The sequence below is a fragment of the Bradyrhizobium sp. IC4060 genome (assembly GCF_020193715.1).
GTDB lineage: Bacteria > Pseudomonadota > Alphaproteobacteria > Rhizobiales > Xanthobacteraceae > Bradyrhizobium > Bradyrhizobium yuanmingense.
In genome coordinates this window covers 107683-131394 of record NZ_JADYVJ010000014.1, presented here as the reverse complement: position 1 = coordinate 131394, position 23712 = coordinate 107683, and the positions used below count along the sequence as shown (strand labels likewise).

At 65.2% G+C, this 23712-nt stretch carries 18 protein-coding genes and 1 pseudogene; 12 read left to right on the top strand and 7 right to left on the bottom strand.

The genetic code is table 11. The features are described 5' to 3' along the window. From I6F16_RS32135 to I6F16_RS32115, 5 genes and pseudogenes are all read left to right on the top strand, one after another. A pseudogene (locus tag I6F16_RS32135) lies at positions 1-153 on the top strand (chemotaxis protein CheW); the annotation flags it as partial. Positions 154-184: 31 nt separating this feature from the next. Beyond that, positions 185-571 carry a response regulator gene (locus tag I6F16_RS32130; protein WP_036015905.1) on the top strand — a complete coding sequence of 129 codons (387 nt, stop codon included), beginning with the start codon at positions 185-187 and terminating at the stop codon, positions 569-571. 61 nt (positions 572-632) lie between these two features. Further along, positions 633-1511 carry a protein-glutamate O-methyltransferase CheR gene (locus I6F16_RS32125; RefSeq protein WP_036015907.1) on the top strand — a complete coding sequence of 293 codons (879 nt, stop codon included), beginning with the start codon at positions 633-635 and terminating at the stop codon, positions 1509-1511. A gap of 2 nt (positions 1512-1513) precedes the next feature. Continuing rightward, positions 1514-1831, top strand: coding sequence for a hypothetical protein (locus I6F16_RS32120; RefSeq protein ID WP_036015908.1), 318 nt, complete (start codon positions 1514-1516; stop codon positions 1829-1831). A gap of 141 nt (positions 1832-1972) precedes the next feature. After that, positions 1973-2476, top strand: coding sequence for a response regulator (locus I6F16_RS32115; protein WP_036015910.1), 504 nt, complete (start codon positions 1973-1975; stop codon positions 2474-2476). Positions 2477-2497: 21 nt separating this feature from the next. Here I6F16_RS32115 and I6F16_RS32110 read toward each other — a convergent pair whose 3' ends face one another. Next, a complete protein-coding gene (locus I6F16_RS32110) occupies positions 2498-2800 on the bottom strand; it encodes a hypothetical protein (protein WP_036015912.1) in 303 nt (100 codons plus the stop codon). Between the two features lie 149 nt (positions 2801-2949). On the opposite strand from I6F16_RS32110, the gene I6F16_RS32105 reads away from it, so the two are divergent. Then, positions 2950-3585, top strand: a complete 636-nt coding sequence (locus tag I6F16_RS32105) for a response regulator (RefSeq protein WP_026202588.1) — start codon at positions 2950-2952, stop codon at positions 3583-3585. Positions 3586-3760: 175 nt separating this feature from the next. Here I6F16_RS32105 and I6F16_RS32100 read toward each other — a convergent pair whose 3' ends face one another. Further along, on the bottom strand, positions 3761-7366 hold the full coding sequence (locus tag I6F16_RS32100; RefSeq protein WP_225174289.1) for a PAS domain S-box protein: 3606 nt from the start codon (positions 7364-7366) through the stop codon (positions 3761-3763). Further along, complete coding sequence (locus tag I6F16_RS32095; protein ID WP_225172785.1) at positions 7344-7763, bottom strand: response regulator; 420 nt, start codon at positions 7761-7763, stop codon at positions 7344-7346. The genes I6F16_RS32100 and I6F16_RS32095 overlap by 23 nt, the downstream gene beginning before the upstream one ends. A 384-nt stretch (positions 7764-8147) precedes the next feature. On the opposite strand from I6F16_RS32095, the gene I6F16_RS32090 reads away from it, so the two are divergent. The 3 genes from I6F16_RS32090 (at position 8148) to I6F16_RS32080 (ending at position 13165) form a co-directional block, all read left to right on the top strand. Then, positions 8148-10328 (top strand): methyl-accepting chemotaxis protein, encoded by a 2181-nt coding sequence (locus I6F16_RS32090; protein WP_225131146.1) that lies wholly within the window; start codon positions 8148-8150, stop codon positions 10326-10328. 261 nt (positions 10329-10589) lie between these two features. Beyond that, positions 10590-12323 (top strand): L-arabinonate dehydratase, encoded by a 1734-nt coding sequence (gene araD, locus I6F16_RS32085; RefSeq protein ID WP_225174288.1) that lies wholly within the window; start codon positions 10590-10592, stop codon positions 12321-12323. Between the two features lie 122 nt (positions 12324-12445). Then, complete coding sequence (locus I6F16_RS32080) at positions 12446-13165, top strand: ribonuclease activity regulator RraA (RefSeq protein ID WP_225114575.1); 720 nt, start codon at positions 12446-12448, stop codon at positions 13163-13165. Between the two features lie 97 nt (positions 13166-13262). Here I6F16_RS32080 and I6F16_RS32075 read toward each other — a convergent pair whose 3' ends face one another. Continuing rightward, a complete protein-coding gene (locus I6F16_RS32075; RefSeq protein WP_225114574.1) occupies positions 13263-15362 on the bottom strand; it encodes a S9 family peptidase in 2100 nt (699 codons plus the stop codon). Between the two features lie 312 nt (positions 15363-15674). On the opposite strand from I6F16_RS32075, the gene I6F16_RS32070 reads away from it, so the two are divergent. Beyond that, positions 15675-17111, top strand: coding sequence for an MBOAT family protein (locus tag I6F16_RS32070; RefSeq protein WP_225114573.1), 1437 nt, complete (start codon positions 15675-15677; stop codon positions 17109-17111). Beyond that, positions 17111-18217 (top strand): hypothetical protein, encoded by a 1107-nt coding sequence (locus tag I6F16_RS32065; RefSeq protein ID WP_225114572.1) that lies wholly within the window; start codon positions 17111-17113, stop codon positions 18215-18217. Before I6F16_RS32070 ends, I6F16_RS32065 begins: the two co-directional genes overlap by 1 nt. A 166-nt stretch (positions 18218-18383) precedes the next feature. On the opposite strand, the gene I6F16_RS32060 is transcribed toward I6F16_RS32065, so the two are convergent. From I6F16_RS32060 to I6F16_RS32050, 3 genes are all read right to left on the bottom strand, one after another. Further along, entirely contained in the window at positions 18384-19571 is a 1188-nt protein-coding gene (locus tag I6F16_RS32060; protein ID WP_036015923.1) for an aminotransferase class V-fold PLP-dependent enzyme, read from the bottom strand. A gap of 102 nt (positions 19572-19673) precedes the next feature. Further along, on the bottom strand, positions 19674-20399 hold the full coding sequence (locus tag I6F16_RS32055) for a thermonuclease family protein (protein WP_225114571.1): 726 nt from the start codon (positions 20397-20399) through the stop codon (positions 19674-19676). A gap of 216 nt (positions 20400-20615) precedes the next feature. Further along, positions 20616-22343, bottom strand: coding sequence for a hypothetical protein (locus I6F16_RS32050; RefSeq protein WP_225114570.1), 1728 nt, complete (start codon positions 22341-22343; stop codon positions 20616-20618). A gap of 420 nt (positions 22344-22763) precedes the next feature. Between I6F16_RS32050 and I6F16_RS32045 the strand changes: the two genes are divergently transcribed. After that, on the top strand, positions 22764-23612 hold the full coding sequence (locus I6F16_RS32045) for a caspase family protein (protein ID WP_036015927.1): 849 nt from the start codon (positions 22764-22766) through the stop codon (positions 23610-23612). Positions 23613-23712: the final 100 nt, after the last annotated feature.

The following is a 23712-nucleotide window of genomic DNA, read 5'->3' as shown; positions in this document are numbered from 1 at the left end:
CCCGAGGACGGTAAGGAAGAAAACCCCGTCAACCTCGACCCCCGCATGGCCAAGCTCGCCGGCGGCGTCCACCGCCTCGACGGACAGCTCATGGTCGTCCTCGACGTCGACCGCGTCCTCGAGCTCGAAACCAAGACGCAAATGGCCGCCTGAGCCAACGAAACATCGAAGCCGGAGAACAGAAATGAAGACGTGTTTGGTGGTCGATGATTCCAGCGTGGTGCGCAAGATCGCGCGCCGGATCCTGGAAGGTCTGGAGTTCGAGGTCACCGAGGCCGAAGACGGCTCGAAGGCGCTCGAGATCTGCCAGCGGCAGCTGCCCGACGCGGTGCTGCTCGACTGGAACATGCCGGTCATGGACGGCTTCGAGTTCATGGGCCACATGCGCCGCCTGCCAGGCGGCGACCAGCCGAAAGTGGTGTTCTGCACCACTGAGAACAACGTGGCTCATATCGCTCAGGCGCTCAGCGGCGGTGCCAACGAGTACATCATGAAGCCCTTCGACAAAGACATCATCGCCGACAAGTTCGCTGAAGTTGGTTTGATCCCGGTCGGACAAGTCATGGTCTGAGTGTGTCAGGCCCAAAGCGCTTGGGCCAGAGTGTTCCAGTACAGCTTTCGAGAGGCCATCCGTGACCCCGACCGAGTATGAGTACCTGCGTAAGTTCCTGAAGGATAATTCCGGTCTCGACCTGTCCGCAGACAAGCAATATCTGATCGAAAGCCGCCTATTGCCGCTGGCTCGCAAGGCCGGGCTCTCCGGCATCGCCGAACTCGTGCAGAAGCTGCAAGGCGGCTCGCGCCAGCTGATCACCGACGTGGTCGAGGCCATGACCACCAACGAGACCTTCTTCTTCCGCGACAAGGTCCCGTTCGATCATTTCCGCGACCACATCATGCCGGAGGTCATCAAGGCGCGTGCGGCCAAGCGCAGCGTGCGCATCTGGTGTGCCGCGGGCTCGACCGGGCAGGAGCCCTATTCGCTGGCGATGTGCCTGAAGGAGATGGGCGCAGCCCTCACCGGCTGGCGCGTCGAGATCATCGCGACCGACCTGTCGCAAGAGGTGCTGGAGAAGGCCAAGGCCGGCGTCTACAGCCAGTTCGAGGTGCAGCGCGGCCTGCCGATCCAGATGCTGGTGAAATATTTCAGGCAGACCGGCGAGACCTGGCAGATCAATCCCGAGTTGCGGGCGATGATCCAGCACCGCCAGCTCAACCTGCTGCACGATTTCGCCCAGCTCGGCACCTTCGACGTCATCTTCTGCCGCAACGTGCTGATCTATTTCGATCAGGACACCAAGATCAATATCTTCAACCGCCTGGCGCGCCAGATCGAGCCCGACGGCTTCCTGGTGCTCGGCGCCGCCGAGACCGTGGTTGGACTGACCGACACGTTCCGGCCGATTCCGGAGCGGCGCGGCCTCTACAAGCCGAATGATCCGCGCGCGGCCGCGGCCAAGCCGGTTCTCGCCGGTGCGGCGCCGCGCATGGCGGCGATGGCGGGACGATAATCATGGCCGAGGATGGCAAGGGCGCGGAGCGTGTGACCTTCAGCCGTGGCTATGATGTCTGCATCATGGCCATCGACGGCACCTGGCGGCGCGACTGCAAGCTCAACGCGATCTCCGACACCGACGCGGTTCTCACGGTGGAGGGCTCGATCCAGGGCTTGAACCTGAAGGAGTTCTTCCTGCTGCTGTCGTCCACGGGTCTCGCCTATCGTCGCTGCGAGCTGGTCCGTGTCAACGGCGCCGAAATGGACATCCAGTTCCTGCGCGGCAAGAACCGGAAGAAGCGCGGTGCGGCCGGTGGCCACGACGCCGCGGCCTGATCTCGCCGCCGCCGTCGCTGCGCTTTCCCGCACTTTGCTTCACATTTGCTGAACGTTTCCGAGTCAATTGCTCGCGGCAGCTTTACGCGGCTTCAGCGCGAGCCGTGTATCCATTGACGCTCTCAATCCCAGGATACGGCAATGCCCAGAAGTTCTCTTTCCCCGATCTCGTCAAACCTGCCCGACGGCGCCGAGCGGCGTGCACTTCAGCTCCTGGTGGTCGATGACGACGCCACGCAGCGCCGCCTGATCACGGTCGCGGCCAAGCAGGCGGGCCACGAGGTCACTGTGGCGCCATCGGTGGCGGACGCGATCGAGAAGCTGCGCGCCGCGCGCTTCGACTGCGTGACGCTCGATCTCGTGCTGGAGGACGGCGACGGCGTCGACGTGCTGCGCGAGATGGCGAGCGCGAAGTTTGCAGGCTCCGTGATCGTCATCAGCGGCATGGACGGCAAGCGCCGCAGTGCCGCCCGCAGCTTCGCCCGTTCGGTCGGCATCGAGCTCCAGAGCCTGCCGAAGCCGCTGGATCTCGCGGCGCTGCGCATCAGCCTCGCCAATCTCGGCAAGACCGCGATGGGCCTGCCGGCGATTCACACCTGGGGTGGTGTCGCCACCGACGCGATCGTGGAACGGCACCGCGCCTGAGCTTGCGGAGCCGCCATACGGTCAGACGCGGCTTCCGGCCGCGTTGCCGGATTCCGATAGACATTGCAGGGCGTGGCCGAGGCCCGCCCGGCAGACATTGAGGGCCGCGCTCGCGCTGGCGTAGCGGGGCGTGACGTCGTCGAGCAAGACGACATCTGCGGAACCTTCCGGATCGCTGCCGTGTTCTTGATCCATGGCTGCGGCGATCCGGCGCATGCTGGTCTCGATCTGTGCGATCAGTAAACGAAGGTCCGCCGCAATCAGCTCACGGCTCTCGACTTCGGACGTTGCGACAGGAGGCGGCGTGTCGGCCAAATTTAGCATGGATATTCTCCGTCCAATGCAATTAGGCGCCATGCCGCTACTTGTGCGTTAAGTCCATGTCCCGTACAAATACGGGTGGGCCGAATCCGCGCCGAGCGCCATAACGAATGGCGCGGACGCGAGTCCTTCATGCCAACCGGATGTGGCACATGGCCGAACAAAGCTCTCGCGGTGAAATCTTCGTGGTCGATGACGACCCTGCCGTTCGCGACACCTTGTCGATGGTGTTGAAGGCGGCGGGCTATGAAGTGATCTGTTTTGCGGACGGTGCAGCGCTGCTCTCCGTCGCGCGAAACCGCACGCCGGCTGCAATCCTGCTCGACGTGAATATTCCCGGGAAGTCGGGTCTCGACATCCTGAAGGAGCTGCACGGCGAGGATTATCCTGCGCCGATCTTCATGATCTCCGGGCAGGGCGACATCGCGATGGCGGTGGGCGCGATCAAGAGCGGCGCGCTCGACTTCATCGAGAAGCCGTTCCGCGGCAGCGAGATCGTCGGCCGTCTCGACGAGGCGATCGGTGCCTATGCACGCAGGCAGGCGGAGAACGCGTCGCCGAAATTCGGCTCGCTGCATTTCCCCGGCCGCGAGCCGCTGACGCGCAGGGAGCGCGAGGTGCTGGAGCAGTTCGCCTCCGGTGCCTCCAACAAGGAGGCCGGCCGCACGCTCGGCATCAGTCCGCGCACCATCGAGGACCACCGTGCCAACATCATGAAGAAGCTCGGCGCGCGCAATGCCGCCGACCTGATCCGCATCGTGATGACCGCGGCCCAGCGCGCGTCGTAACATGGTCTCGTGCCACGGCTCAGCAGCGCATCATGCAATGATGCGTTGCTGAGCCGGGTCCATCTTTCCTCACCGACGGTTTCGTAGCCCGGATGGAGCGCAAGCGTAATCCGGGATTTCGCGCGCCGCACGATTGTTCCCGGATTGCGCTGCGCTCCATCCGGGCTACGGGCCTTCACCCGCTCAACGCCTTGCGGATGATCCGCGCCAGATCCGATTTGCGATAGGGCTTGGCCAGCAACACCACGCCGGCATCCAGCCGGCCGTGATGGATGATCGCGTTCTCGGTATAGCCTGACGTGTAGACCACCTTGAGATCCGGGCGCGTCTTCATCAGCTCGTCCGCAAGCTGCCGTCCGTTCATCTTGCCTGGCATGATGACGTCGGTGAACAGAAGGTCGAACGGCTTGCCGGCCGCGACGATCGCGAGCGCCTCCGCGGCGTTCGCGGCCTGCAACGTGACGTAACCCAGCGAATGCAACTGCGCCAGGACGTAGTCGCGCACCAGCCGGTCGTCCTCGACCACCAGGATCGTCTCGTGTCCGCCCTCGATCGTCGCCGGCGTCACGCCCTCGCCGACCGCCGTCGGCGTCTTGCCGGGCGGCAGATACATCTTGATCGTGGTGCCGTGCCCCTCCTCGCTGTAGATCTTGATGTGACCTGCGGACTGCTTGATGAAGCCGTAGACCATCGAAAGCCCGAGTCCGGTGCCCTTGCCGGGTCCCTTCGAGGTGAAGAAGGGATCGAACACCCGTGGCAGCATGTGCGCAGGGATTCCGGTGCCGGTGTCGCTCACGGCGATCAGCACGTAGTGCCCCGGCGGTACGTCGTTGGCGCTGGCATAAACCTCGTCGAGATAGGCGGCGCCAGTCTCCACGATCAGCTTGCCGCCGCCGGGCATGGCGTCGCGCGCATTGAGCGCGAGGTTGAGGATCGCGGTGGTGAGCTGGTTGGGATCGACGATGGCGACGCAATTCTCGTCCTCGAACACCGATTCGATCTGGATCTGCTCGCCGAGCGTCGGACGCAATAACTTTGCGGTGTCGACGATCAGCGAGTTGATGTCGATCTCGCGCGGCTGGAGCGGCTGCTTGCGCGCGAAGGCGAGCAGGTGCTGGGTCAGGTCGGCGCCGCGCGCGGCGGCCTCGTCGATCATCTTGGTGATCGCCGCGAGCTGCGGCTCCTTGGCGACCGCCTCCGCGAGAATTTCGATCGTCCCGGTGATGACGGTGAGAATGTTGTTGAAGTCATGCGCCACGCCGCCGGTCAGCTGGCCGACGGCCTCCATCTTCTCGGCATGGCGGATGCGCTCCTCGGCGGCGATCTTGTCGGTGAGGTCGCGGTAGAAGACGTTGAACAGCAGGCCCTCGCGCCGCTTCAGCGCGGTGACGCTCAGCTCGGCCCTGAATTCCTTGCCGTCGCGGCGGCAGCACATCAGCTCGCGGCGGCGGTTCAGCGTCCGGCCACCCTCGTCTTCGAGGAAGCGTTTCAGGCCGGCTCGGACCCGGCCACGTTCGCTCTCGGCGACAATGAGGTCGATCGTGCTCTTGCCGAGCACCTCGTCGCGGCGCCAGCCGAACAGCTGTTCCGCCTGCGAGTTCCAGTTCAGGATGCTTCCGGTCTCGTCGGTCTGGACGAAGGCGTCGAGCGAGGTCTCGACGATGTTGCGGGCGAGCCGCTCGCTCTCGAGCAGCGATTCCTGCGCGAGCCGCGCTTCCGTCATGTCGCGCCCGACGAAGAAGAAGCGCTTGGCGCGCTCGGACCAACTGCCGAGCCAGGACAGCCAGACCTCGTGCCCGTTCTTGTGGTAGCAGCGGGTGTCGGCCAGCCTGACGCGCTCGCCGTGTCGCATCGCCCGCATCTCGGCACGGGACTGCTCCAGGTGATCGGGATGGATGAAGTCGGCGCCGCTGCGGCCGATCATCTCGTCCGGCCGATAGCCGAGAATGGTCTCGCTGCTCGGGCTGATCTGCGCGACATGACCCCGCGCGTCCATGACCATGATCAGATCCTGCGACGTCTCGAAGATCTGACGCCGCTCCTCGAGTTGGTGCTGCAGCGCCCGCTCGGCGCGCCGCGCCTCGGTCAGGCTGCGCGCGCTTCCGGACGCGCCGATGATCTCGCCCGACGGTCCCTTGATCGGCGACAGGCCGAGCGAAATCTCGACCGGCGTGCCGTCCTTGCGCAGGCGGACCGTCTCGAAGCGTTCGATCGGCTCGCCCCGCGCGATCCGCCGCAGATAGTCCTTGCCCTGTTCGCGGCGGTCGGACGGGACGATGATCGAGGTGGGCCTGCCGATCGCCTCCTCCGCCGTATAGCCGTAAAGGCGTTCGGCGGCCGGATTCCAGCCGGTGATGATGGCATCGAGCGTCTGCATGACGATCGCATCGTCGGACGATTCCACCGCGGCACTGAACAGGTTCTCGCGCGCCGCGTGATGGCTCCGCGCGGCCTCGGTGAGGCGATGCTCCTCGATCTCGCGTTCGAGCGCGGCCGTTTTCGCGCGCATCTCCTCCACCATCCGCGCAAAGGCCCGGGCCAGCACGCCGGTCTCGCCGCTAGCATCGACGGGGATCTCCGCGGGACGTCCGCTGCCGATGGCCTGCACCGCCTCCGTCAGACGCCCGATCGGGCGGGTCAACGAGCGCGCCAGCAGCACCGCGAGCGCAGCCGCGGCGAGAACAGCCAGCACGCCGACGAGCAGGGACGTTTTTTGAATGGCGGCCGGCACGCGGCCGAACACGGACGGGGGAACAGTCGCGACGATGGCGACCCATTCCTTGCCCGCAAGCGATAACGGCACGAATGCCGCGCCGCTCGTCCGGCCCGCCTCGTCGGTTGTGACCCGCGTGGCCACGTCCGACGTGCCGGCCAGTTCTGACAAGAACGGAAGGTCTTTGCGCCAATCGGTCGGATGGCCCCGCGATGACCCGAACTCCCGCGTCCGGTCGGGATGGACGAGATAGTCGCCGCGCGCATTCACGACGTAGATATCTCCGCCCGAGGTTGTCGCCGCGCGGACCCGCTCGAGTGCCGGGCGCATGTCGATATTGGCCACGATGATGCCGAACGGCTTGTCGTCGGCCGTGAACAGCGGCATCGCCACGCGCAAAGTCGGCGCGTGAGGCGCCGTCGTTCCCCCCTGACGGGTCGCGAGCTCGATGGGAGACACATAGATCTCGCCGGGCCCGAGCCGTATGGTTTCCTGGAAGTAGGCGCGGCCACTCTTGCGCTCCAATTCGCTGTCCGGAGCGATCCGGGCTGCTCCGTTGGGACCCGAACGATCGACGTGGACCAGCTCGCGCTGGTCGTCGTCGACGCCGATGATCCTGAACTGCCCGTAGATGGGCTTGGCGTCGATCTCGGCCGCGAGCCGCGCCGCGATACGCTCGCGCCAGGTCTGCTGCGAGACGCCGTCCGCCGGATCGATCCCGCCGCCGGCATGAGCCCGGATCAGGCCGTTGATTGCCGCTGCGGCGCGATAGCCGACCAGATCGCCGCGTACGCCGGCAACGTAGGATTCAAGGTTGGTTGCAAGCAGGCGGGATTGGGCTTCGACCCGCTCCAGCACCCGCGGAATGACGGCCTGTGTGGTGTTGCGATAGCCCAACCATCCGACTGCGGCCACGGTGACAGCAACCAGCAGGATCATCGCGAGGGCCAGCCGCGTGGCCAGCGTCGTTGCTGCTCGCATGGGGAGTTTCGCCGGACCTGCCGCAGCGCTGCGCCATTTTTGGCTTGCAGCAGAGGCGTTCTTGTCATCGGCGGCCGGAGCGGACATCGGACCCCTCTGGCGCGTCGGCCTTCAGGCAATCTGCGACCACGGCAAGCAGTGCATCGGGCCGGAACGGCTTTTGCAGGCTGGCCACGGCGCCGAGCTTGGTCGCCATCTTCAGGAAGTCCGGCTCCGCATAGGCATCCGGCGTGAACGAACGGCCGGAGATGACGACGATCGGAACGGCCGGGGCGAGCGCCCGAATGTGACGCATCGTCTCCAGTCCGTCCATGCCGGGCATGAAGATGTCGAGAAACAGCAGGTCGAACCGGCTGGCCTCGAACAGCGCCACCCCCTTGCGGCCATCCTCGGCGACCGTCACGTGATGACCCGCCCGTTCCAGCAGCAGCCGGATGGTGAACTGGACGGCCGGATCGTCATCCACGATCAGGATGTTGGCCACGCCTAAAATCCTCCGGCCGCATTTGGCGTTCCAGCGGCCCCAAATCAAAGCAACAAATGCGAAATTGTTGCGCGGATTCTGGCCGCGCTGCAAGCACCTCGCGTTTGCCGCGAATGCCTTCCTGGCGTGGCGACAGACGAGGCGCTGTGGCCGGTACGCACGCTTGCGTGCATATGCGATCCGGTCCGAACGCAATAAGTCGTTTCAAAGACAGGAGATATTCTTCTCGCCGTAGTTGTACGGAACCCGATCTTCACCGCGAATTAAAGAGGGCGAACTACTATCTCCGCGAGTTCCATCTCGGTACCTCGCGTATTTCAATTTCGGCATTCCTTTACCCGACGAAGCCGGTTCCCCCAACCGGCCACCAGCTCGAGATCTCTCATGTTCAAATCGATCGCGAACACCGGAATTCGCACCCGGCTGCTCGGCGGCTTCGCGTTGATCTGCGGCCTGCTCGCAGCGACCGTCATCTACACCGTCGCCGCCGTCTCGGACATTTCGTCGCGGATCAGGACAGTCGTGGATCAACGCGCGCCGGTCGCGATCGCGAGCACGGAGCTCGTCGGCAATCTCTATTCCACGCTTTCGACGCTGCGCGGCTATCTGCTGACTGGCGATGCGCAGGGCAAGCGCGACCGGGCCGCGGTCTGGGCCGAGCTGGATCGCACGGCCGCTGCAGTCGACCGCATGGCAGAGGGCTTTTCCAGCCCCCAGAACAAGACCAATTGGAGCGAGGCCAGAACGTTGATGGCGGAATTCCGCAAGGCCCAGGACAAGGCCGAAGCGGCCGCCTTCACGCCTTCGGCCTATCCGGCGAGCGAATTGCTGGCGAAGGAAGCCGCGCCGCTGATCTCGGCCATGTTCGCCGAGATCACCGGCATGATCGACGAGGAAGAGGCGCTGGAGGCGACGCCGCCGCGCAAGCGCCTGCTCAAGACGTTTGCCGATGTGCGTGGCAATCTTGCCGCCGCGGGATCTCAATTGCGCCTGTACGTTGCCTCGGGCGAGGCGGCCGATCGTGACAAGTTCGAAAAGCCGCTGGCGACCTTCAGGGCCGCGCTTGCGTCGGTCGGTACCCAGACCGATCTGCTCACCGCACGGCAGGCGACCGCTTATCGGGCCATCGTCAAGGCGAACGAGGCGTTCATACCGCTGCCGCAGAAGATCTTCGCCATCCGCCAGACGCCGCAATGGAATATGCCGGTCTTCATCCTGTCGACCGAGGCCGCGCCGCGCGCCGCCCGGATCCTCGACCTGCTCGACGGTCGCAAGGACACCGATGGCAAGCGCTCGGGCGGTCTCAAGAGCGATCAACAATCGAAGCTCGCCGACGACGCCCGCAGTGTGGCCGACGCAGTCGAGAGATTGCTCCTGCTGCAATGGATCCTGCTCGCCGCAGCGCTTGCGCTCGGGGCAACGATTGCGATCCTGGTTGCGCGCTCCATCACCCGTCCGATCATCGAGTTGGTGGGCGATTCTGCGCGCCTGTCCGGCGGCGACACCAGCGTCGAATTCAGGACGGCCGAGCGCGGCGACGAGATCGGCGTGGTGTCGCAGGCGGTAGCCAAATTCCGCGACAATGTGATTGCCCAGCAACGGGCGGCGGCGTCCCTCGCGCGCGAGGCGGAGGCACGCGAAGCGGCCAACCGCAACGTGGAGGGGGCGGTCGAGGAGTTTCGCGCGACCTCGCGCGACCTGCTCGCCCTAGTCGGCGAGAATGCGGGCACCATGCGGCAGACCGCAGAGAGCCTCAGCGGCATCGCCAATCATGCGACGAGCCAAGCCGCGTCCGCAGCGACCACCTCCGAACAGACCGCGGGCAACGTCCAGACCGTCGCCGCGGCGGCCGAGCAGCTCGCGGGCTCCATCGTCGAGATCGGCCGCCAGATCGAGCTGTCCAACACGACCGTGCGCTCCGCGGGCGAGGTGACCGCGCGTTCGGAGAGTGAGATCGAAGGGCTCGCGCACGCCGCACAGAGCATCAGCTCGGTGGTCGACCTGATCCAGGCGATCGCGGCCCAGACCAACCTCCTGGCGCTCAACGCCACCATCGAGGCCGCGCGCGCCGGCGAGGCCGGTCGCGGCTTTGCCGTGGTGGCGTCCGAGGTCAAGGCGCTGGCCGAACAGACCCGCAAGGCGACGCAGGAGATCGCGCAGCACATTGTCGCGATCCAGAACGCGACCGGCAGCGCGGTCGCCTCCGTCAAGGAGGTCGCAACCGCCATGCGCCGGATCGACGAGGTGACCGCGGCGATCGCAAGCGCCGTGGAAGAGCAGGGGGCCGCCACGCGCGAGATCTCGCAGAACGTTCAGATGGCGGCGTCGGGGACACAGACGTTGGCGACCAGCATCGGCACCGTTTCCGGCGCCATCGCGAAAACCAATCGCTCGGCCGACGAGGTGATGGGTGCCGCGAACCACGTCGCGGGGGCGGCCGAACGCCTCGCCGCCGAGGTCCAGGCCTTCTTCGTCAGGCTGCGCACCGGTCCGATGGACCGCCGCAAGAGCGGCGATGCCGATTACCACGGGCCGGAACGGTGCAGCGGCCGCAACGCGGCCTAAAACGGAATGGGCTCCGGCTAATTCGATCGTCGCGGGAGCGGCGTAGGCCGCCTTCCGCACCTGGGTGAGGACAGATGTAGCCGGCGCAGCCGGTCGATCTACCCGCTGCGGCTGCACGCCAGCGCCCAAAGCTCCCCTTGCCCTCCTCGGCATACCTGCAGTCTTCACAGGCCTCTTGACCGAGATCATCATCCGGCTCTTTGTCGAGCCCTGATCTTCCGCGTGATCGAGCGGAATACCATCCAAAAATGGGGCCCCATCATGAAGAAGAAAACGCCCGACCAGCTCCGCAGCGCGCGTTGGTTCGCGCCCGACGATCTGCGCTCGTTCGGCCATCGCTCCCGCGCCATGCAGATGGGTTATGCGCCGGAGGAGTGGAAGGACCGTCCGATCATCGCGATCCTCAACACCTGGTCGGACGCGCAGCCCTGCCACATGCACTTCAAGTCGCGCGTCGAGGACGTCAAGCGCGGCATCCTGATGGCGGGAGGCCTGCCGCTGGAGCTGCCGGCGTTGTCGCTGTCCGAATCGCTGCTCAAGCCCACCACCATGCTCTATCGCAACCTGCTGGCGATGGACGCCGAGGAGCTGCTCCGCAGCCATCCCGTCGACGGCGTGGTGCTGATGGGCGGCTGCGACAAGACCACGCCGGCGCTGCTCCTGGGAGCAACCTCGATGAACATTCCGGCGATCTATCTGCCGGCAGGCCCGATGCTGCGCGGCAATTGGAAGGGCAAGACGCTGGGTTCCGGCTCCGACGGCTGGAAATATTGGGACGAGCGCCGCGCCGGAAAGATCTCCGACAAGGACTGGCTCGACATCGAGGCCGGCATCGCCCGCAGCTACGGCACCTGCATGACCATGGGCACCGCCTCGACCATGACAGCCATTGCGGAAGCGATCGGCATGACGCTGCCGGGCGCTTCCTCGATCCCCGCCGCGGACGCCAACCATATCCGCATGGCCAGCGAATGCGGCCGCCGCATCGTCGAGATGGTGTGGGAGGATCTGACGCCGAAGGTGATCCAGACCCGCAAAGCGTTCGAGAATGCCATTGCGGTCGCGATGGCGATGGGCTGCTCCACCAACGCCATCATCCATCTGATCGCGCAGGCCCGCCGCGCCGGCCAGGACATCGGCCTCGACGATTTCGAGACGGCCAGCCGCAAGGTGCCCGTCATCGCCAACGTCCGCCCGAGCGGCGATGCGTACCTGATGGAGGACTTCTTCTACGCCGGCGGCCTGCCGGCGTTGATGTGCCAGATCAAGCCGCATCTGCATCTCGATTGCGTCACGGTCACAGGCAAGACGGTGGCTGAGAACATCGAGGACGCCGAGGTCTACAATGCCGACGTGATCCGCGGTATCGACAATCCCATCTACAAGGAGGGCGCGCTCGCCGTGCTCAAGGGCAATCTCGCGCCCGACGGCTGCGTCATAAAACCCTCCGCCTGCGCGCCGCGCTTTCTCAAGCACACCGGCCCCGCGCTGGTATTCGACGATTATCCCTCGATGAAGAAGGCGGTCGACGATCCCGATCTCGACGTCACCGAGGATCACATCCTGATCCTGCGCAATGCGGGTCCGCAGGGCGGGCCGGGCATGCCGGAATGGGGCATGCTGCCGATCCCGACCAAGCTCGTGAAGCAGGGCGTGCGCGACATGGTGCGCATCTCGGATGCGCGCATGAGCGGCACCAGCTACGGCGCCTGCATCCTGCACGTCTCGCCGGAATCCTATATCGGTGGCCCGCTGGCGCTGGTGCAGAACGGCGACCGCATCACGCTCGATGTCGCTGCGCGCACCATCAATCTCGATGTGAGCGAGGCCGAGCTCGCAAGACGCCGCGCCGCCTGGACGCAGCCCGCGCGGCGCTTCGAGCGCGGCTATGGCTGGATGTTCACCAAGCACATCAAGCAGGCCAATGACGGCTGCGACTTCGACTTCCTGGAGACCGATTTCGGCGCGCCGATCGGCGAGCCGTCCATCTACTAGCACCTGTCATTCCGGGACATCGCGAAGCGATGGGCCGGAATCCATAACCACGATAGGGAGTATGGATTCCGGGCTCGCGCCAAGTGGCGCGCCCCGGAATGACGAACGAGAGAGAGCACGACATGACCAAACTTTCCGAAGCCACCCGCACAAAACTCAAATCCGTCTCCACCGCCACCGTCGCGACCGCCTTGTTCAAGCGCGGCCTGCGCATCCAGATGATCCAGGACGTCCGCCCCTTGAGCCCGGACCAGCCGACCATGGTCGGCGAGGCCTTCACGCTGCGCTACATGCCGGCGCGCGAGGATCTCAACACTATCGACGTTTTCAGGGACCGCTCCCATCCGCAGCGCAAAGCGGTCGAGGATTGCCCACCGGGCGCGGTGCTGGTGATGGACAGCCGCAAGGATGCGCGCGCGGCTTCGGCCGGCGCGATCCTGGTGACGCGGCTGATGAAGCGCGGCGTCGCCGGCGTCGTCACCGACGGCGGCTTTCGCGACTCCGCCGAGATCGCAAGGCTCGGCTTTCCCGCCTTCCACCACCGTCCCTCGGCGCCGACCAATTTGACGCTGCATCAGGCGATCGAGATCAACGTGCCGATCGGCTGCGGCGATGCGCCGGTGTTTCCCGGCGACGTCATCCTTGGCGACGCCGACGGCGTCATCGTGATCCCCGCGCATTTGGCAGACGAGATCGCCAACGAGACCTTCGAGATGACCGCGTTCGAGGATTTCGTCACCGAGGAAGTCGGCAAGGGCCGCGGCATCTTCGGTCTCTATCCCGCGACCGATCCGCAGACGCTCACCGATTTCGCGGAATGGCGCAAGAAGAACGGGAGGTAGCGCTCTCGTAGCCTGGATGGAGCGGAGCGTAATCCGGGAACAGTGTTGATCTCTGCGCGAATCCCGGATTGCGCTCCGCTCCATCCGGGCTACGACGTCACGCCTCCGCCATCCCCGCTGCCCACAGCGCGAACGCGTACACGATCGCGACTTCGTCGAGCCGGTCGAAGCGGCCCGAGGCGCCGCCGTGGCCGGCGCCCATGTTGGTGCGGAGCAGGACCGGGCCGCCCCCACGCATGGTTGCGCGCAGGCGCGCGATCCATTTGGCGGGCTCCCAGTAAGTGACCCGGGGATCAGTAAGCCCGCCCATCGCCAGGATCGCCGGATACTCCTTTGCCGCGACGTTGTCGTAAGGCGAGTACGACAGGATGGTGCGGAAATCCTTCTCGCTCTCGATCGGGTTGCCCCATTCCGGCCATTCCGGCGGCGTCAGCGGCAGCGTGTCGTCGAGCATGGTGTTGAGCACGTCGACGAACGGCACCTCCGCGACGATACCGGCGAACAATTCGCCGGCGCGGTTGGCGACCGCGCCCATCAGCATGCCGCCGGCCGAGCCGCCATGGCCGACGATGCGCTTGGCGCTGGTGTATTTTGCATCGATCAGCGCGCGGGCGCTGGCGGCGAAATCGTCGAACGAGTTCGTCTTCTTCTCGCGCTTGCCGTCGAGGTACCAGCCCCAGCCCTTGTCGGCGCCGCCGCGGATATGGGCGATGGCATAGACGAAGCCGCGGTCGACCAGCGACAGGCGGTTAGCGCTGAACGAGGCCGGCATGGCCATGCCGTAGGAGCCGTAGCCGTAGAGCAACAGTGGCGCTGCGCCGTCGAGCTTCAGTCCGCGGCGATAGAGGATCGAGACCGGCACCTCGGCGCCGTCATACGATTTCGCCATGATGCGGGTCGTGACGTAGCCGGCCGGGTCATGGCCTGACGGAATCTCCTGCCGCTTGCGCAAGACGCGCGTGCGCTTGACCATGTCGTAATCATAGACTTCCGACGGCGTCGTCATCGACGAATAGGCAAAGCGCAGTGTCGTCGTTGCGAATTCGTAGGAGCCCATCGTGTCGAGCGAATAGGCGGCCTCGTCGAAGGAGATGGCATGCTCTTCCCCGCTAGCGAGGTCGCGGATCACGACCGACGGCAGCGCATTGGCGCGCTCCAGCCGCACCAGATGGCCGGCATAGAGATCGAGGTCGATGATGTAGATGCCGGGCCGATACGGAATCAGGTCGCGCCAGTTCTTGCGCTCGGGCGCGTGAAGCGGTGCGGTGACGATCTTGAAGTCGATGGCATCGTCGGCATTGGTGAGGATGAACAGCTCGTCGCCGCGATCGGCGAGCGAATATTGCACGCCGTCCTCGCGCGCCGCGACGAGGCGCGGCGGCGCCTCGGGATGGGCGAGATCGATCAGCCGTTGCTCGCTTGTCTCGTGATCGCCGCCGGCGATGACGCAGAAGCGGCCGCTGGTGCTTTCATGCAGGTGGGTGAACCAGCCGGCATCCTGCTCCTCATAGACCAGCGTGTCGTCGGCCTGCTTGGTGCCGAGCTTGTGCCGCCACACCTGCATCGGGCGGTGATTGTCGTCGAGCTTCACATAGAAGAAGCTCTTGCAGTCCGCAGCCCAGACCACGCCGCCGTCGGTCTCCTCGACGAGATCGTCGAGGTCCTTTCCCGTCGCCCAGTCGCGGACGCGGATCGAAAAATATTCCGAGCCCTTGGTGTCGGCGCTCCAGGCCTGCAGCTTGTGATCGTAGGAGTGGCGGCTGCCGCCGAACTTGAAATATTGGTGGTCCTTGGCGAGCGCGTCGCCATCGAGCACGATCTGGCCGTCGCCGCCGTCGCGCGGCATGCGGCCGAACAGCTCGTGCTGCCCGCCCTCGCGAAACCTGCGGAAATAGGCGAACGGCCCATCCGGTGACGGGACGCTGGAATCGTCCTCCTTGATCCGCCCGCGCATCTCGCGCACCAGCGTCTTCTGCAGGCCCGAGGTGTGGCCGAGCAGGCTCTCGGTGTAGGCGTTCTCCTCGTCGAGATATTTGCGGATGTCAGGATCGAGCACGGCGGGATCGCGCAGCACCTCCTGCCAGTTCGCGTCCTTCAGCCAGGCATAATCGTCAGTCACGGTAATGCCGTGCCGCGTGAAGGAATGCAGCCGGCGCGGGGCGACGGGGGGCTTCGAAGGCGTCTTGGCTTTTGTCACTCGGTCCTCGTTCAAATACGTGTCGCGGCCTCCTTCACCTCTCCCCGCCTGCGGGGAGAGGTCGGAATTTGCGACAGCAAATTCCGGGTGAGGGGGTACAGGTCTCGCTATGGTCTCATCTGTGGAGAGAGCCCCTCACCCCGACCCTCTCCCCGTAAGAACGGGGGGAGGGAGAAGAAAAAGCGGCTCGCCGTGTCCCACCTTATATCGTTCCGATTCCGCGGATTGCCAGCACGACCGCCCATGCTGCCGGGTTGTTGATCGGCCCCTTGTGTGCTTTGAGGGACAATATCCCGCCGGCGGTCCAGCCCGATGCTGTTCAATTCCTATGCGTTCATCCTGCTGTTCCTGCCGGTCGTGCTCGCCGGCTATTTCCGGCTCGGCCGGCGCAGCAATCTCGCTCCGGTGGTCTGGCTGGCGCTGGCTTCGATCACCTTCTACGCAATCGGCAGCTGGCATTTCGTCGCCCTGCTGCTGCTCTCGATCGCCTTCAACTACGGCGTCGGCCATCTTCTCATCGTGGCGGAGCTCACGCACCCGCAACGAAAGGCCGCACTCGCGCTCGGCGTCGTCGGCGATCTCCTCATGCTCGGCATCTTCAAATATGCCGGCTTCGTCGCGGAGAACGTCAACGCGCTGCTCGGCACGCATGTCGCGCTCCACATCCTGCTGCCGGTCGGCATCTCCTTCTACACCTTCACCCAGATCGCGTTTCTGGTCGACGCTTATCGCGGCCAGGTCGCGGCCTATGCGCTGCCGCATTACGCGCTGTTCGTGACTTACTTCCCGCATCTGATCGCGGGGCCCATCCTCCATCACAAGGACATGATCCCGCAATTCGAGCATGAGGAGACCAAGCGCCCGGACGGGCATCTCATGTTGTGCGGAATCATCATCTTTGCGATCGGCCTGTTCAAGAAGACCTGCCTTGCCGACGGCATCCAGCCGCTGGTCGCGCTCGCTTTCGAGGCGCGCTCGCCGAGCTTCGACCAGGCCTGGCTTGGCGCGCTCGCCTACACCTTCCAGCTCTATTTCGACTTCTCCGGCTATTCCGACATGGCGATCGGCATCTCGCTGATGTTCGGCATCTTCCTGCCCGTCAATTTCAACTCGCCCTACAAGGCCACCAGCATCGTCGAGTTCTGGCGGCGCTGGCACATGACGCTGTCGCAATTCCTGCGCGATTATCTCTACATTCCGCTCGGCGGCAACCGCCGCGGCCGCGTGCTGCGCTACGTCAATCTGATGATCACGATGCTGCTCGGCGGGCTCTGGCACGGCGCGGCCTGGACTTTTGTCATTTGGGGCGCGCTGCATGGCGCCTATCTCTGCGTCAATCATGCCTTCAATGCCTTGGTGCCGAACGGTCCGCCGCTGATTGCACGCCCAGCTCGCATCGCCGGCGCCGTGCTGACCTTCCTCGCTGTCGTCATCGCCTGGGTGTTCTTCCGTGCCGAGAGCGTCGCCTGGGCATTGCGGGTGCTCCACGCCATGGCTGCCCCTTCGAACCTCGTGCTCGGCCGCGAGGAGATCGCGGCCCTGGTGCAAGTCGCGATCTATGCGGCGCTGGTGTGGCTGGCGCCGAACACACAAGCGCTGATGGAATACGACCACGGCAACCGCGAGGTCGGCGAGGCCTTGCGGGCAGGGCGCACGCGGCCGTTGGTGCTCTATGCGGCCTCGCTGCTGCTCGCCTTCGGCTTCCTGGGCATCCAGAGCCACAGCGAATTCATCTATTTCCGGTTCTGATGCAGGGCGCATTCACCAATCTCGGGCGTCTTCTGCTGGCGAGCGTGGCCTGCGTACTGAGCGCCGCGGCGCTCACCTTCATCGTCGATCCCCTGCAGCTGTTCCGCCCCTCGCGCCTTGTCCCGGCCTTCTACTCGGAGGACACGCGCGTGCAGAATGCCGGGCTGATCAGCAGCCAGCCGTTCGACACCGCCTTCATGGGCACCTCGCTTGCGATCCATTTCCGCCAGAGCGACATCGATCGCGCGCTTCGTGTCCGCTCGCTCAAGCTGGCGATGACCGGCTCCAACTCGCGTCAGCAGGCCTTCGTGCTGGAGCAGGCGATCGACCGCGGCGCAAGGCGCGTGATCTGGGAAATGGACGATTTCATCTTCATCGATGCCGCTGATATCGAGACCGACCCTTATTTGTCCGTCGATCTTTATCGCCGAACCGCCAAGGGCATCGCCTCCTATCTGTTCAGCGCGGCGATGGCGAAGGAATCGGTGTTCGCGCTGCTGCGGTCCGTCCCGCTGCTGCGGGAGCCGCTGACCCGGGCGTCGCCTTATCTGCCGGTCAAGTTTGCGTTGTCAGACGTCGACGACATCTACGCCCTGCCGCGGGATTTCGACGTCGCGCGCGACTACAACGCAAAGAAGACGCTCGCCGCCTTTGCCTACATTACCAGCCCCGTACGCAGCCGCTTCCTCGGCGAAGGCTACAGCTACGAAGCCATGGTCCGGCATTTCGAGCAGGACGCCGTCGGCCTGATCGCGCGCCACCCCGACGTGACCTTCGACATCTACCTCCCGCCCTATTCGATCCTGCAATTCGTCGCGATTCGCGATGCCTCGCCCGAAACGCTGAAGGTCGTCACCGATCTCACGGCGCACATTGCGCGGCGATTGACGCAACTACCCAACGTCCGCCTGCACGATTTCCGCGCGATCAAGGCCGTCACGCACGATCTTAACAATTACAGCGACGTCATCCACCATTCGCCGGTGATCGATGCGAAGGTGCTGAGATGGCTTGCGAGCGGGGAGCACCGCGTCGACCCGAAAGCGCCGCTCGCGTCGCTGAATGAGCTGAAGGCGCAGGTGGAGGCGTATCGGGTGGAGCGCTGATCTTCCCCTCTCCCCTTGCGGGAGAGGGTGGCTCGCCGCATAGCGGCGAGACGGGTGAGGGGTTCTCTCCGCGAGTCCTGGCAGTCGGGAATCGCGGATAGAACCCCTCATCCGGCGCTTCGCGCCACCTTCTCCCACAAGGGGAGAAGGAAGAGGCGCGCGCGACTTACACCGCCACCTCTTCCCCGAGATACGCGACCGCCGCCTCCAGCCCGCCCTTGCCGTGCGGGATCTTCAGCGCGTTCAGCCCGACCTCAATCACCCCGAGCGTGCCGAGCAGCATCGGCGCATTGACATGGCCCATATGGGCGATGCGGAAGGCTTGGCCGGAGAGATCGCCGATGCCGGTGCCGAGCACAACGCCGCACTTGTCCTTGCAATAGCGTTGCAGCACCGCCGGATCGTGGCCGTTGCTCATCGTCACCGTGGTCACGGTGTTGGAGCGCTCGCTGGCTTCGGCCACGTTGAAGCCGAGCACCTGGCCTTCCGACCAGACCGAGACCGCGCGGCGGGCGGCTTCGCCGAGCAGGCTGTGGCGGCGGAAGGCGTTCTCCAGGCCTTCCTCGTGCAGCATGTCGATCGCTTTGCGCAACGCGAACAGCAGATGCACCGGCGCGGTGCCGGCATATTTGCGATAATTCTCGGTGCCCTCGCGCTCGCTCCAGCTCCAATAGGGCGTCGACATGTTGGCCTTCTTGTGCACCTCGAGCGCGCGCGCATTGGCGGCGACGAAGCCAAGGCCGGGCGGCGTCATCAGCCCCTTCTGCGAGCCGGACATCGCGACGTCGATACCCCATTTGTCCATCTCGAACGGCATGCAGCCGAGCGAGGCGACGGTATCGACCATGTAGAGCGCGGGATGGCCGCTCGCCTTGATCGCCTTGCCGATCGCCTCGATGTCGTTCTGCACGCCGGAGGCCGTGTCGACCTGGACCACGACGACGGCCTTGATGCTGTGCTCCTTGTCGCGGCGCAGGCGTTCCTCGACCTCGTGCGGCCGCACCGCGCGGCGCCAATCGCCCTTGAGCACCTCGACCTCGGCGCCCATCAGCGCCGCCGCGTTGCCCCAGCCGATCGCAAAACGTCCGCTCTCGAGCACCAGCACCTTGTCGCCGCGCGACAGCACGTTGCTCAGCGCCGCTTCCCAGGCCCCGTGACCGTTGGCGATGTAGATGTAGGACTTGCCCTTGGTCGCGAACAGCTTGGAGATGTCGCTGAGCAGGCTCTCGGTGAGATCCAGCATCTCCTGGGAGTAGATGTCGATCGCCGGACGGTGCATCGCCCGCAGCACCTCGTCGGGCATCGTGGTGGGCCCGGGGATGGCCAGAAACTCCCGGCCCGCGCGAACGGTCATTGCTGTCGGTCCTTATTGCCTGAGAACAGGATGGTGGGTCGCTGAATCATGCTTTTACGTGCCGGCGCGTCCCGAGAAAAGCGCGCAAAATGCAGGGCTGGGTTATCGCTTCGTCTCCCGGCAACCGGCCGCTTCGGCCTCCTCGACCGAGCAGAACCAGCGGGTGCCCTTGCTGATCTTCATCCTGATCTGCGTGTACCAGCGGCTGGTCGGCTGGTGAAAGATGCACTCCCCGGAGCTGTTGACGTTGCCCTTGATGGTGCAGTCCGGCGACGGCGCGACCGGCCCCGAGGCCGAAGCGAGCAGCACCGCGTGCGCGCCGTCAGGCGGCTTGGTCGCGCCGAGGATCGCGGTCTTCTTGTTGCGGACGCGCCAGTCCCACGGCGCGATGAAGGCGCCCTGCCACATCCCTGCCTTGGCCTCCCGCGCGGCCTTTTCATCGGCTTCATAGTCGCGGGACATGTGGGCGTAGGCCAGCGCCCAGCCGTTGCGCACCAGCCATTTCTGGATGTCCTCGCCGCCGACCTCGCAGCGCGCCACGGTGCGGCCGCGCCGGTCGACCGATCTCGGGCGGCAGACCCAAGTCTTGCCCTCGGTGTATCTGGCCAGCTCATCGCGGGCCGCGACGCCGCAAGTCCAGCGCTCGGACTTGGTGTTGAGGCAGAGCTGGTCGATTGCAGGCGCGTCGATGCCGCCGAGCCGGATCCGCGTGGTGCCGATCACCACCGCATCGCCAGCGCGGACCTTTGCCGTGCCGGTGATCTCGGCGGCATCCGCCAGCGAAGGGATGGCGAACAAAGACAGCGCAATCAGGACCTTTCGCAACATGCCCGTCCAGTTGTGATGAAAATCTCGATAGACGGCGCAATTGTGGTCGGCTTTTGGCCGCGCGGCCAGCGCATGCCGAACAGATAGGCTTTCAACTTCCTGTCATTTTGCGACGGTCTCGTAGGGTGGGTTAGCCGAAGGCGTAACCCACCACTGTTCGTATCCGCGGAGGTCAGATGGTGGATTACGCTTCGCTAATCCACCCTACGAGACCCCTCACCCTCGCGCCATCGCCCGCTTCGCCACCGCCAGCCCCATCAGCACGAACGCCGAGGTCACCTCCGGGCCACCGACCAGGATCCGCGTCGGCGTCTTCATCTTGTTCCATTCATAGGCGCGGAACGGGCCGCGGCGGCCGCCTTCACCGAGCCCGGCGACGATCACGTTCAGCGCCGGCGCGAAGGCGCGCGGGTCGGCGCCGAGATGGCCGAGCGCGATCAGTGCCAGTGCGGCGTCGAACACGTTCATCTCGGCCGCCATCAGCTCGCCCTTGACGTAGGACAGCACGCGGTGGCGGATGAAATCGAAATCGCCGGCGGGATCGATCGCGGCCTGCGCCGCCAGCGGCAGCGCCAGGAAGGCGGCATAGCAGCGGCCGAAATAGGCGCTGTAGAGCTCCGGCAGATAATAGATGTGCGAGCGCGGATTGGCGAAGGCGCCGCCGGCGGCCAGCCGCTTCTGAAAGCCGATGATCCGGTGCAATGTTGCAAGCCGCGACGGCGTCTCCAGCACCTTCCAGCGCTCAAGGTTGCGGAAGCTTACCTCGAGAATGTCGAGATTGAGCGTCGGATCGAGATCGTTGCCGTAAGGGCGCTCGCCCTTGAGATTGTCGATCCAGGTCGCAACCCCGCCCTCATAGTCGATATTGTCGTTGAGCGGCACGGTCACGCGCGGTTCGTTGACGCCGGCGCGCACCTGATAGCCCGCATAGAAGTCCAGGAGCGGCTGGTCGATGATCGCGTCGGTACAGCCGGCCTGCGTCGCCGCGGAGATCGAGCAGGCCGTGGTGTCGCAATCCGGCACGTAGATGCCGAAACCGAGGTCCTGCTTGATCTGCGCGAAGTAACGGGAGAAGCGCGGATGCGGCGCCGGCGCCAGTGCGGTGACGACGTTGAAGCGCGCGCCGCCCAAGCCCTCGACCTCCTCGCGACTGATGTTGACGCAGAAATCGACCATGTCGGCGATCGCGCGCTCCGCCGCGACCTTGTCGGCCGGCGAGGCGAGCCCGGTCTCGACGAAGCCGAGCAGGGCCTCGATGAAGAACGCGTCGTAATAGGCCGAGCGGTGGCGGATCTGCACCGGCTCCCACATCGGCTCGGCAATGCCTTTCCAGGGCGGATTGACCACGGCGCGCGCGGGCGAGCGCGCGATGAAGACGCGGGCGAGGTTGAACAGCAGCGAGGAATTCTTGTAGCCGCGCGCGTTGAGGCCCGTGAGCGCCATGATCAGCTCGCGGCCGCGGACATCAGGATCGCCGATCAGGTTGAAGGCGGCGTAGGTCGCCAGGAAGCCGTTGCGGCGGTACGAGCCGAGCAGATGCTGCGCGCAATCGCGGATCACGCCGTCGATCTCAGCGCTCTGCGGCATGGTGGCGGTGAACGGCACCGGCGGCGGCTTGGGGTGGTCGAGCGCGATGCTGTCGACGAGACCGGCGATCGGCTGCCCGACCGCCGCCCAGTCGGGCTCGGCCTCGTCGCGGGCCTGGGCGAGGGCCGCGCGCAGCCGCGTCAGCATCCCCTCGTCGCGCAGCTCGGGCAGGCCGGCGCGGCGGAGCAGGATCCGCAGCGCGGGATTGCCGAGGGCGGTCCTGTAGAATTTGGCGAGATGCGGATCGCCGCTGGCCGTATCCGACAATACGGGATCGCAGACGTCGTAAAGCGAGGGGCCGTCCTTCCGCGCCGTCAGCGCCCGGCAGGCGGCGCCGGCAAAATAATGAAAGCTCATGAAATACCTGGTCGCGGGGGCCTTGGTCGGGGACATCAGGCACGCTGCCATCTGCGCGCCACCCCCTGCAAGTCGTTGAAAAAGCTACCCGGATTCGCGGGAAAAACAAATGTGATGGAAGTCACGGAAAAGCCGGCACGAAGGCTGCATGATCGCTCTCCGGAAGGCTACGGGGAAGCCGTAAAGGCGGCAATTTGGATCGGAGAATTATCAAGTATATTCAGACGCTTAGTTCAAATTTTGAGCAATCTATTGCCCCAGGGCCTATATCCGGTTAAGGGTTTGTTTGGTGCGGCGCCGCAAATTGCGCGCAATTCGGGGTCACATCCCCGGCCAATCCCTCAAACCTAAAGCCGCTATCGCGCTACTCAAACAGTGTGCGCGCGCTTGGTAGGTCTTTGGCACAGGAAACGAAGCGAGATGAATCTAAAGCAGCTCGACCTTTCCAGACGTACGATCGCCCTCGCCGCGGCCCTCATCGGCACGGTGTCGCTGGTGATCGGCGCCCATGCTGCTCTCAACATGCGTGCGATCGATGCCGCCAAGGCGGTCTCGACCGATCAGATCACCGGTTCGATCGGCCAGAGCTCGCGCCTGGCGCTCGTCATCGGCAATGGACATTACCCCGACGCCAGCGCGCCGCTGACGCAGTCGATCAACGACGCCCGTGCGCTGTCCTCGTCCCTGCGCAAGAACGGCTTCGACGTCGACATGGTGGAAGATGCGACCCGCGACGACATGGTCCGCGCCGTGAGCCGCCTGAAGTCGCGGATCACCCGCGACAGCGTCGTCATGCTGTTCTTCGGCGGCTACGGCGTGCAGGCCGGCCGCGAGAGCTACATGCTGCCGGTCGATGCCGTGATCTGGAAGGAAAAGGACGTCCGCCGCCAAGGCGTGTCGATCGAGGGCGTGCTCGAGATGATGAAGGAGCAGGGCGCCAAGGCCAAGCTCGTCGTGGTCGACGCCTCCCGCCGCAATCCCTACGAGCGCCGCTTCCGCTCCTACAGCCACGGTCTCGCGCCGATCAGCGCGTCCGACAATGCGCTCATCCTCACCTCCGCCTCGCCCGGCAAGGTCGTCGACGACGGGAAGGGCGAGCACAGCGTGCTGGTCAGCGAGTTCCTCAACAACCTCAGCAAGCCCGGCAGCGCCGAGAGCGTCTTCAACAAGACCCGCCTCGCCATCTCCCGCGCCAGCGAAGGCGACCAGGTCCCGACCGTATCGTCGTCGCTGCTCGAAGACGTCCGTTTCGGCGAAGCCGGCGGTTAGTTCGCGGCTCTTGTAGGGTGGATTAGCCGAAGGCGCAATCCACCGCTTCTCTCGCGTCAGCTTGGAGAGCAAAGAGGTGGGTTACGCCTTCGGCTAACCC

Excerpts from the sequence above, each read along its gene's own strand:
- I6F16_RS32055 (WP_225114571.1), bottom strand. The coding sequence starts at position 20,399 with ATGTTGCGAAAGGTCCTGATTGCGCTGTCTTTGTTCGCCATCCCTTCG.
- I6F16_RS32110 (WP_036015912.1), bottom strand. The coding sequence starts at position 2,800 with ATGCTAAATTTGGCCGACACGCCGCCTCCTGTCGCAACGTCCGAAGTC.
- I6F16_RS32115 (WP_036015910.1), top strand. The coding sequence starts at position 1,973 with ATGCCCAGAAGTTCTCTTTCCCCGATCTCGTCAAACCTGCCCGACGGC.
- I6F16_RS32080 (WP_225114575.1), top strand. The coding sequence starts at position 12,446 with ATGACCAAACTTTCCGAAGCCACCCGCACAAAACTCAAATCCGTCTCC.
- I6F16_RS32090 (WP_225131146.1), top strand. The coding sequence starts at position 8,148 with ATGTTCAAATCGATCGCGAACACCGGAATTCGCACCCGGCTGCTCGGC.
- I6F16_RS32105 (WP_026202588.1), top strand. The coding sequence starts at position 2,950 with ATGGCCGAACAAAGCTCTCGCGGTGAAATCTTCGTGGTCGATGACGAC.
- I6F16_RS32065 (WP_225114572.1), top strand. The coding sequence starts at position 17,111 with ATGCAGGGCGCATTCACCAATCTCGGGCGTCTTCTGCTGGCGAGCGTG.
- I6F16_RS32100 (WP_225174289.1), bottom strand. The coding sequence starts at position 7,366 with ATGTCCGCTCCGGCCGCCGATGACAAGAACGCCTCTGCTGCAAGCCAA.
- I6F16_RS32070 (WP_225114573.1), top strand. The coding sequence starts at position 15,675 with ATGCTGTTCAATTCCTATGCGTTCATCCTGCTGTTCCTGCCGGTCGTG.
- araD (WP_225174288.1), top strand. The coding sequence starts at position 10,590 with ATGAAGAAGAAAACGCCCGACCAGCTCCGCAGCGCGCGTTGGTTCGCG.
- I6F16_RS32050 (WP_225114570.1), bottom strand. The coding sequence starts at position 22,343 with ATGAGCTTTCATTATTTTGCCGGCGCCGCCTGCCGGGCGCTGACGGCG.
- I6F16_RS32120 (WP_036015908.1), top strand. The coding sequence starts at position 1,514 with ATGGCCGAGGATGGCAAGGGCGCGGAGCGTGTGACCTTCAGCCGTGGC.
- I6F16_RS32060 (WP_036015923.1), bottom strand. The coding sequence starts at position 19,571 with ATGACCGTTCGCGCGGGCCGGGAGTTTCTGGCCATCCCCGGGCCCACC.
- I6F16_RS32130 (WP_036015905.1), top strand. The coding sequence starts at position 185 with ATGAAGACGTGTTTGGTGGTCGATGATTCCAGCGTGGTGCGCAAGATC.
- I6F16_RS32045 (WP_036015927.1), top strand. The coding sequence starts at position 22,764 with ATGAATCTAAAGCAGCTCGACCTTTCCAGACGTACGATCGCCCTCGCC.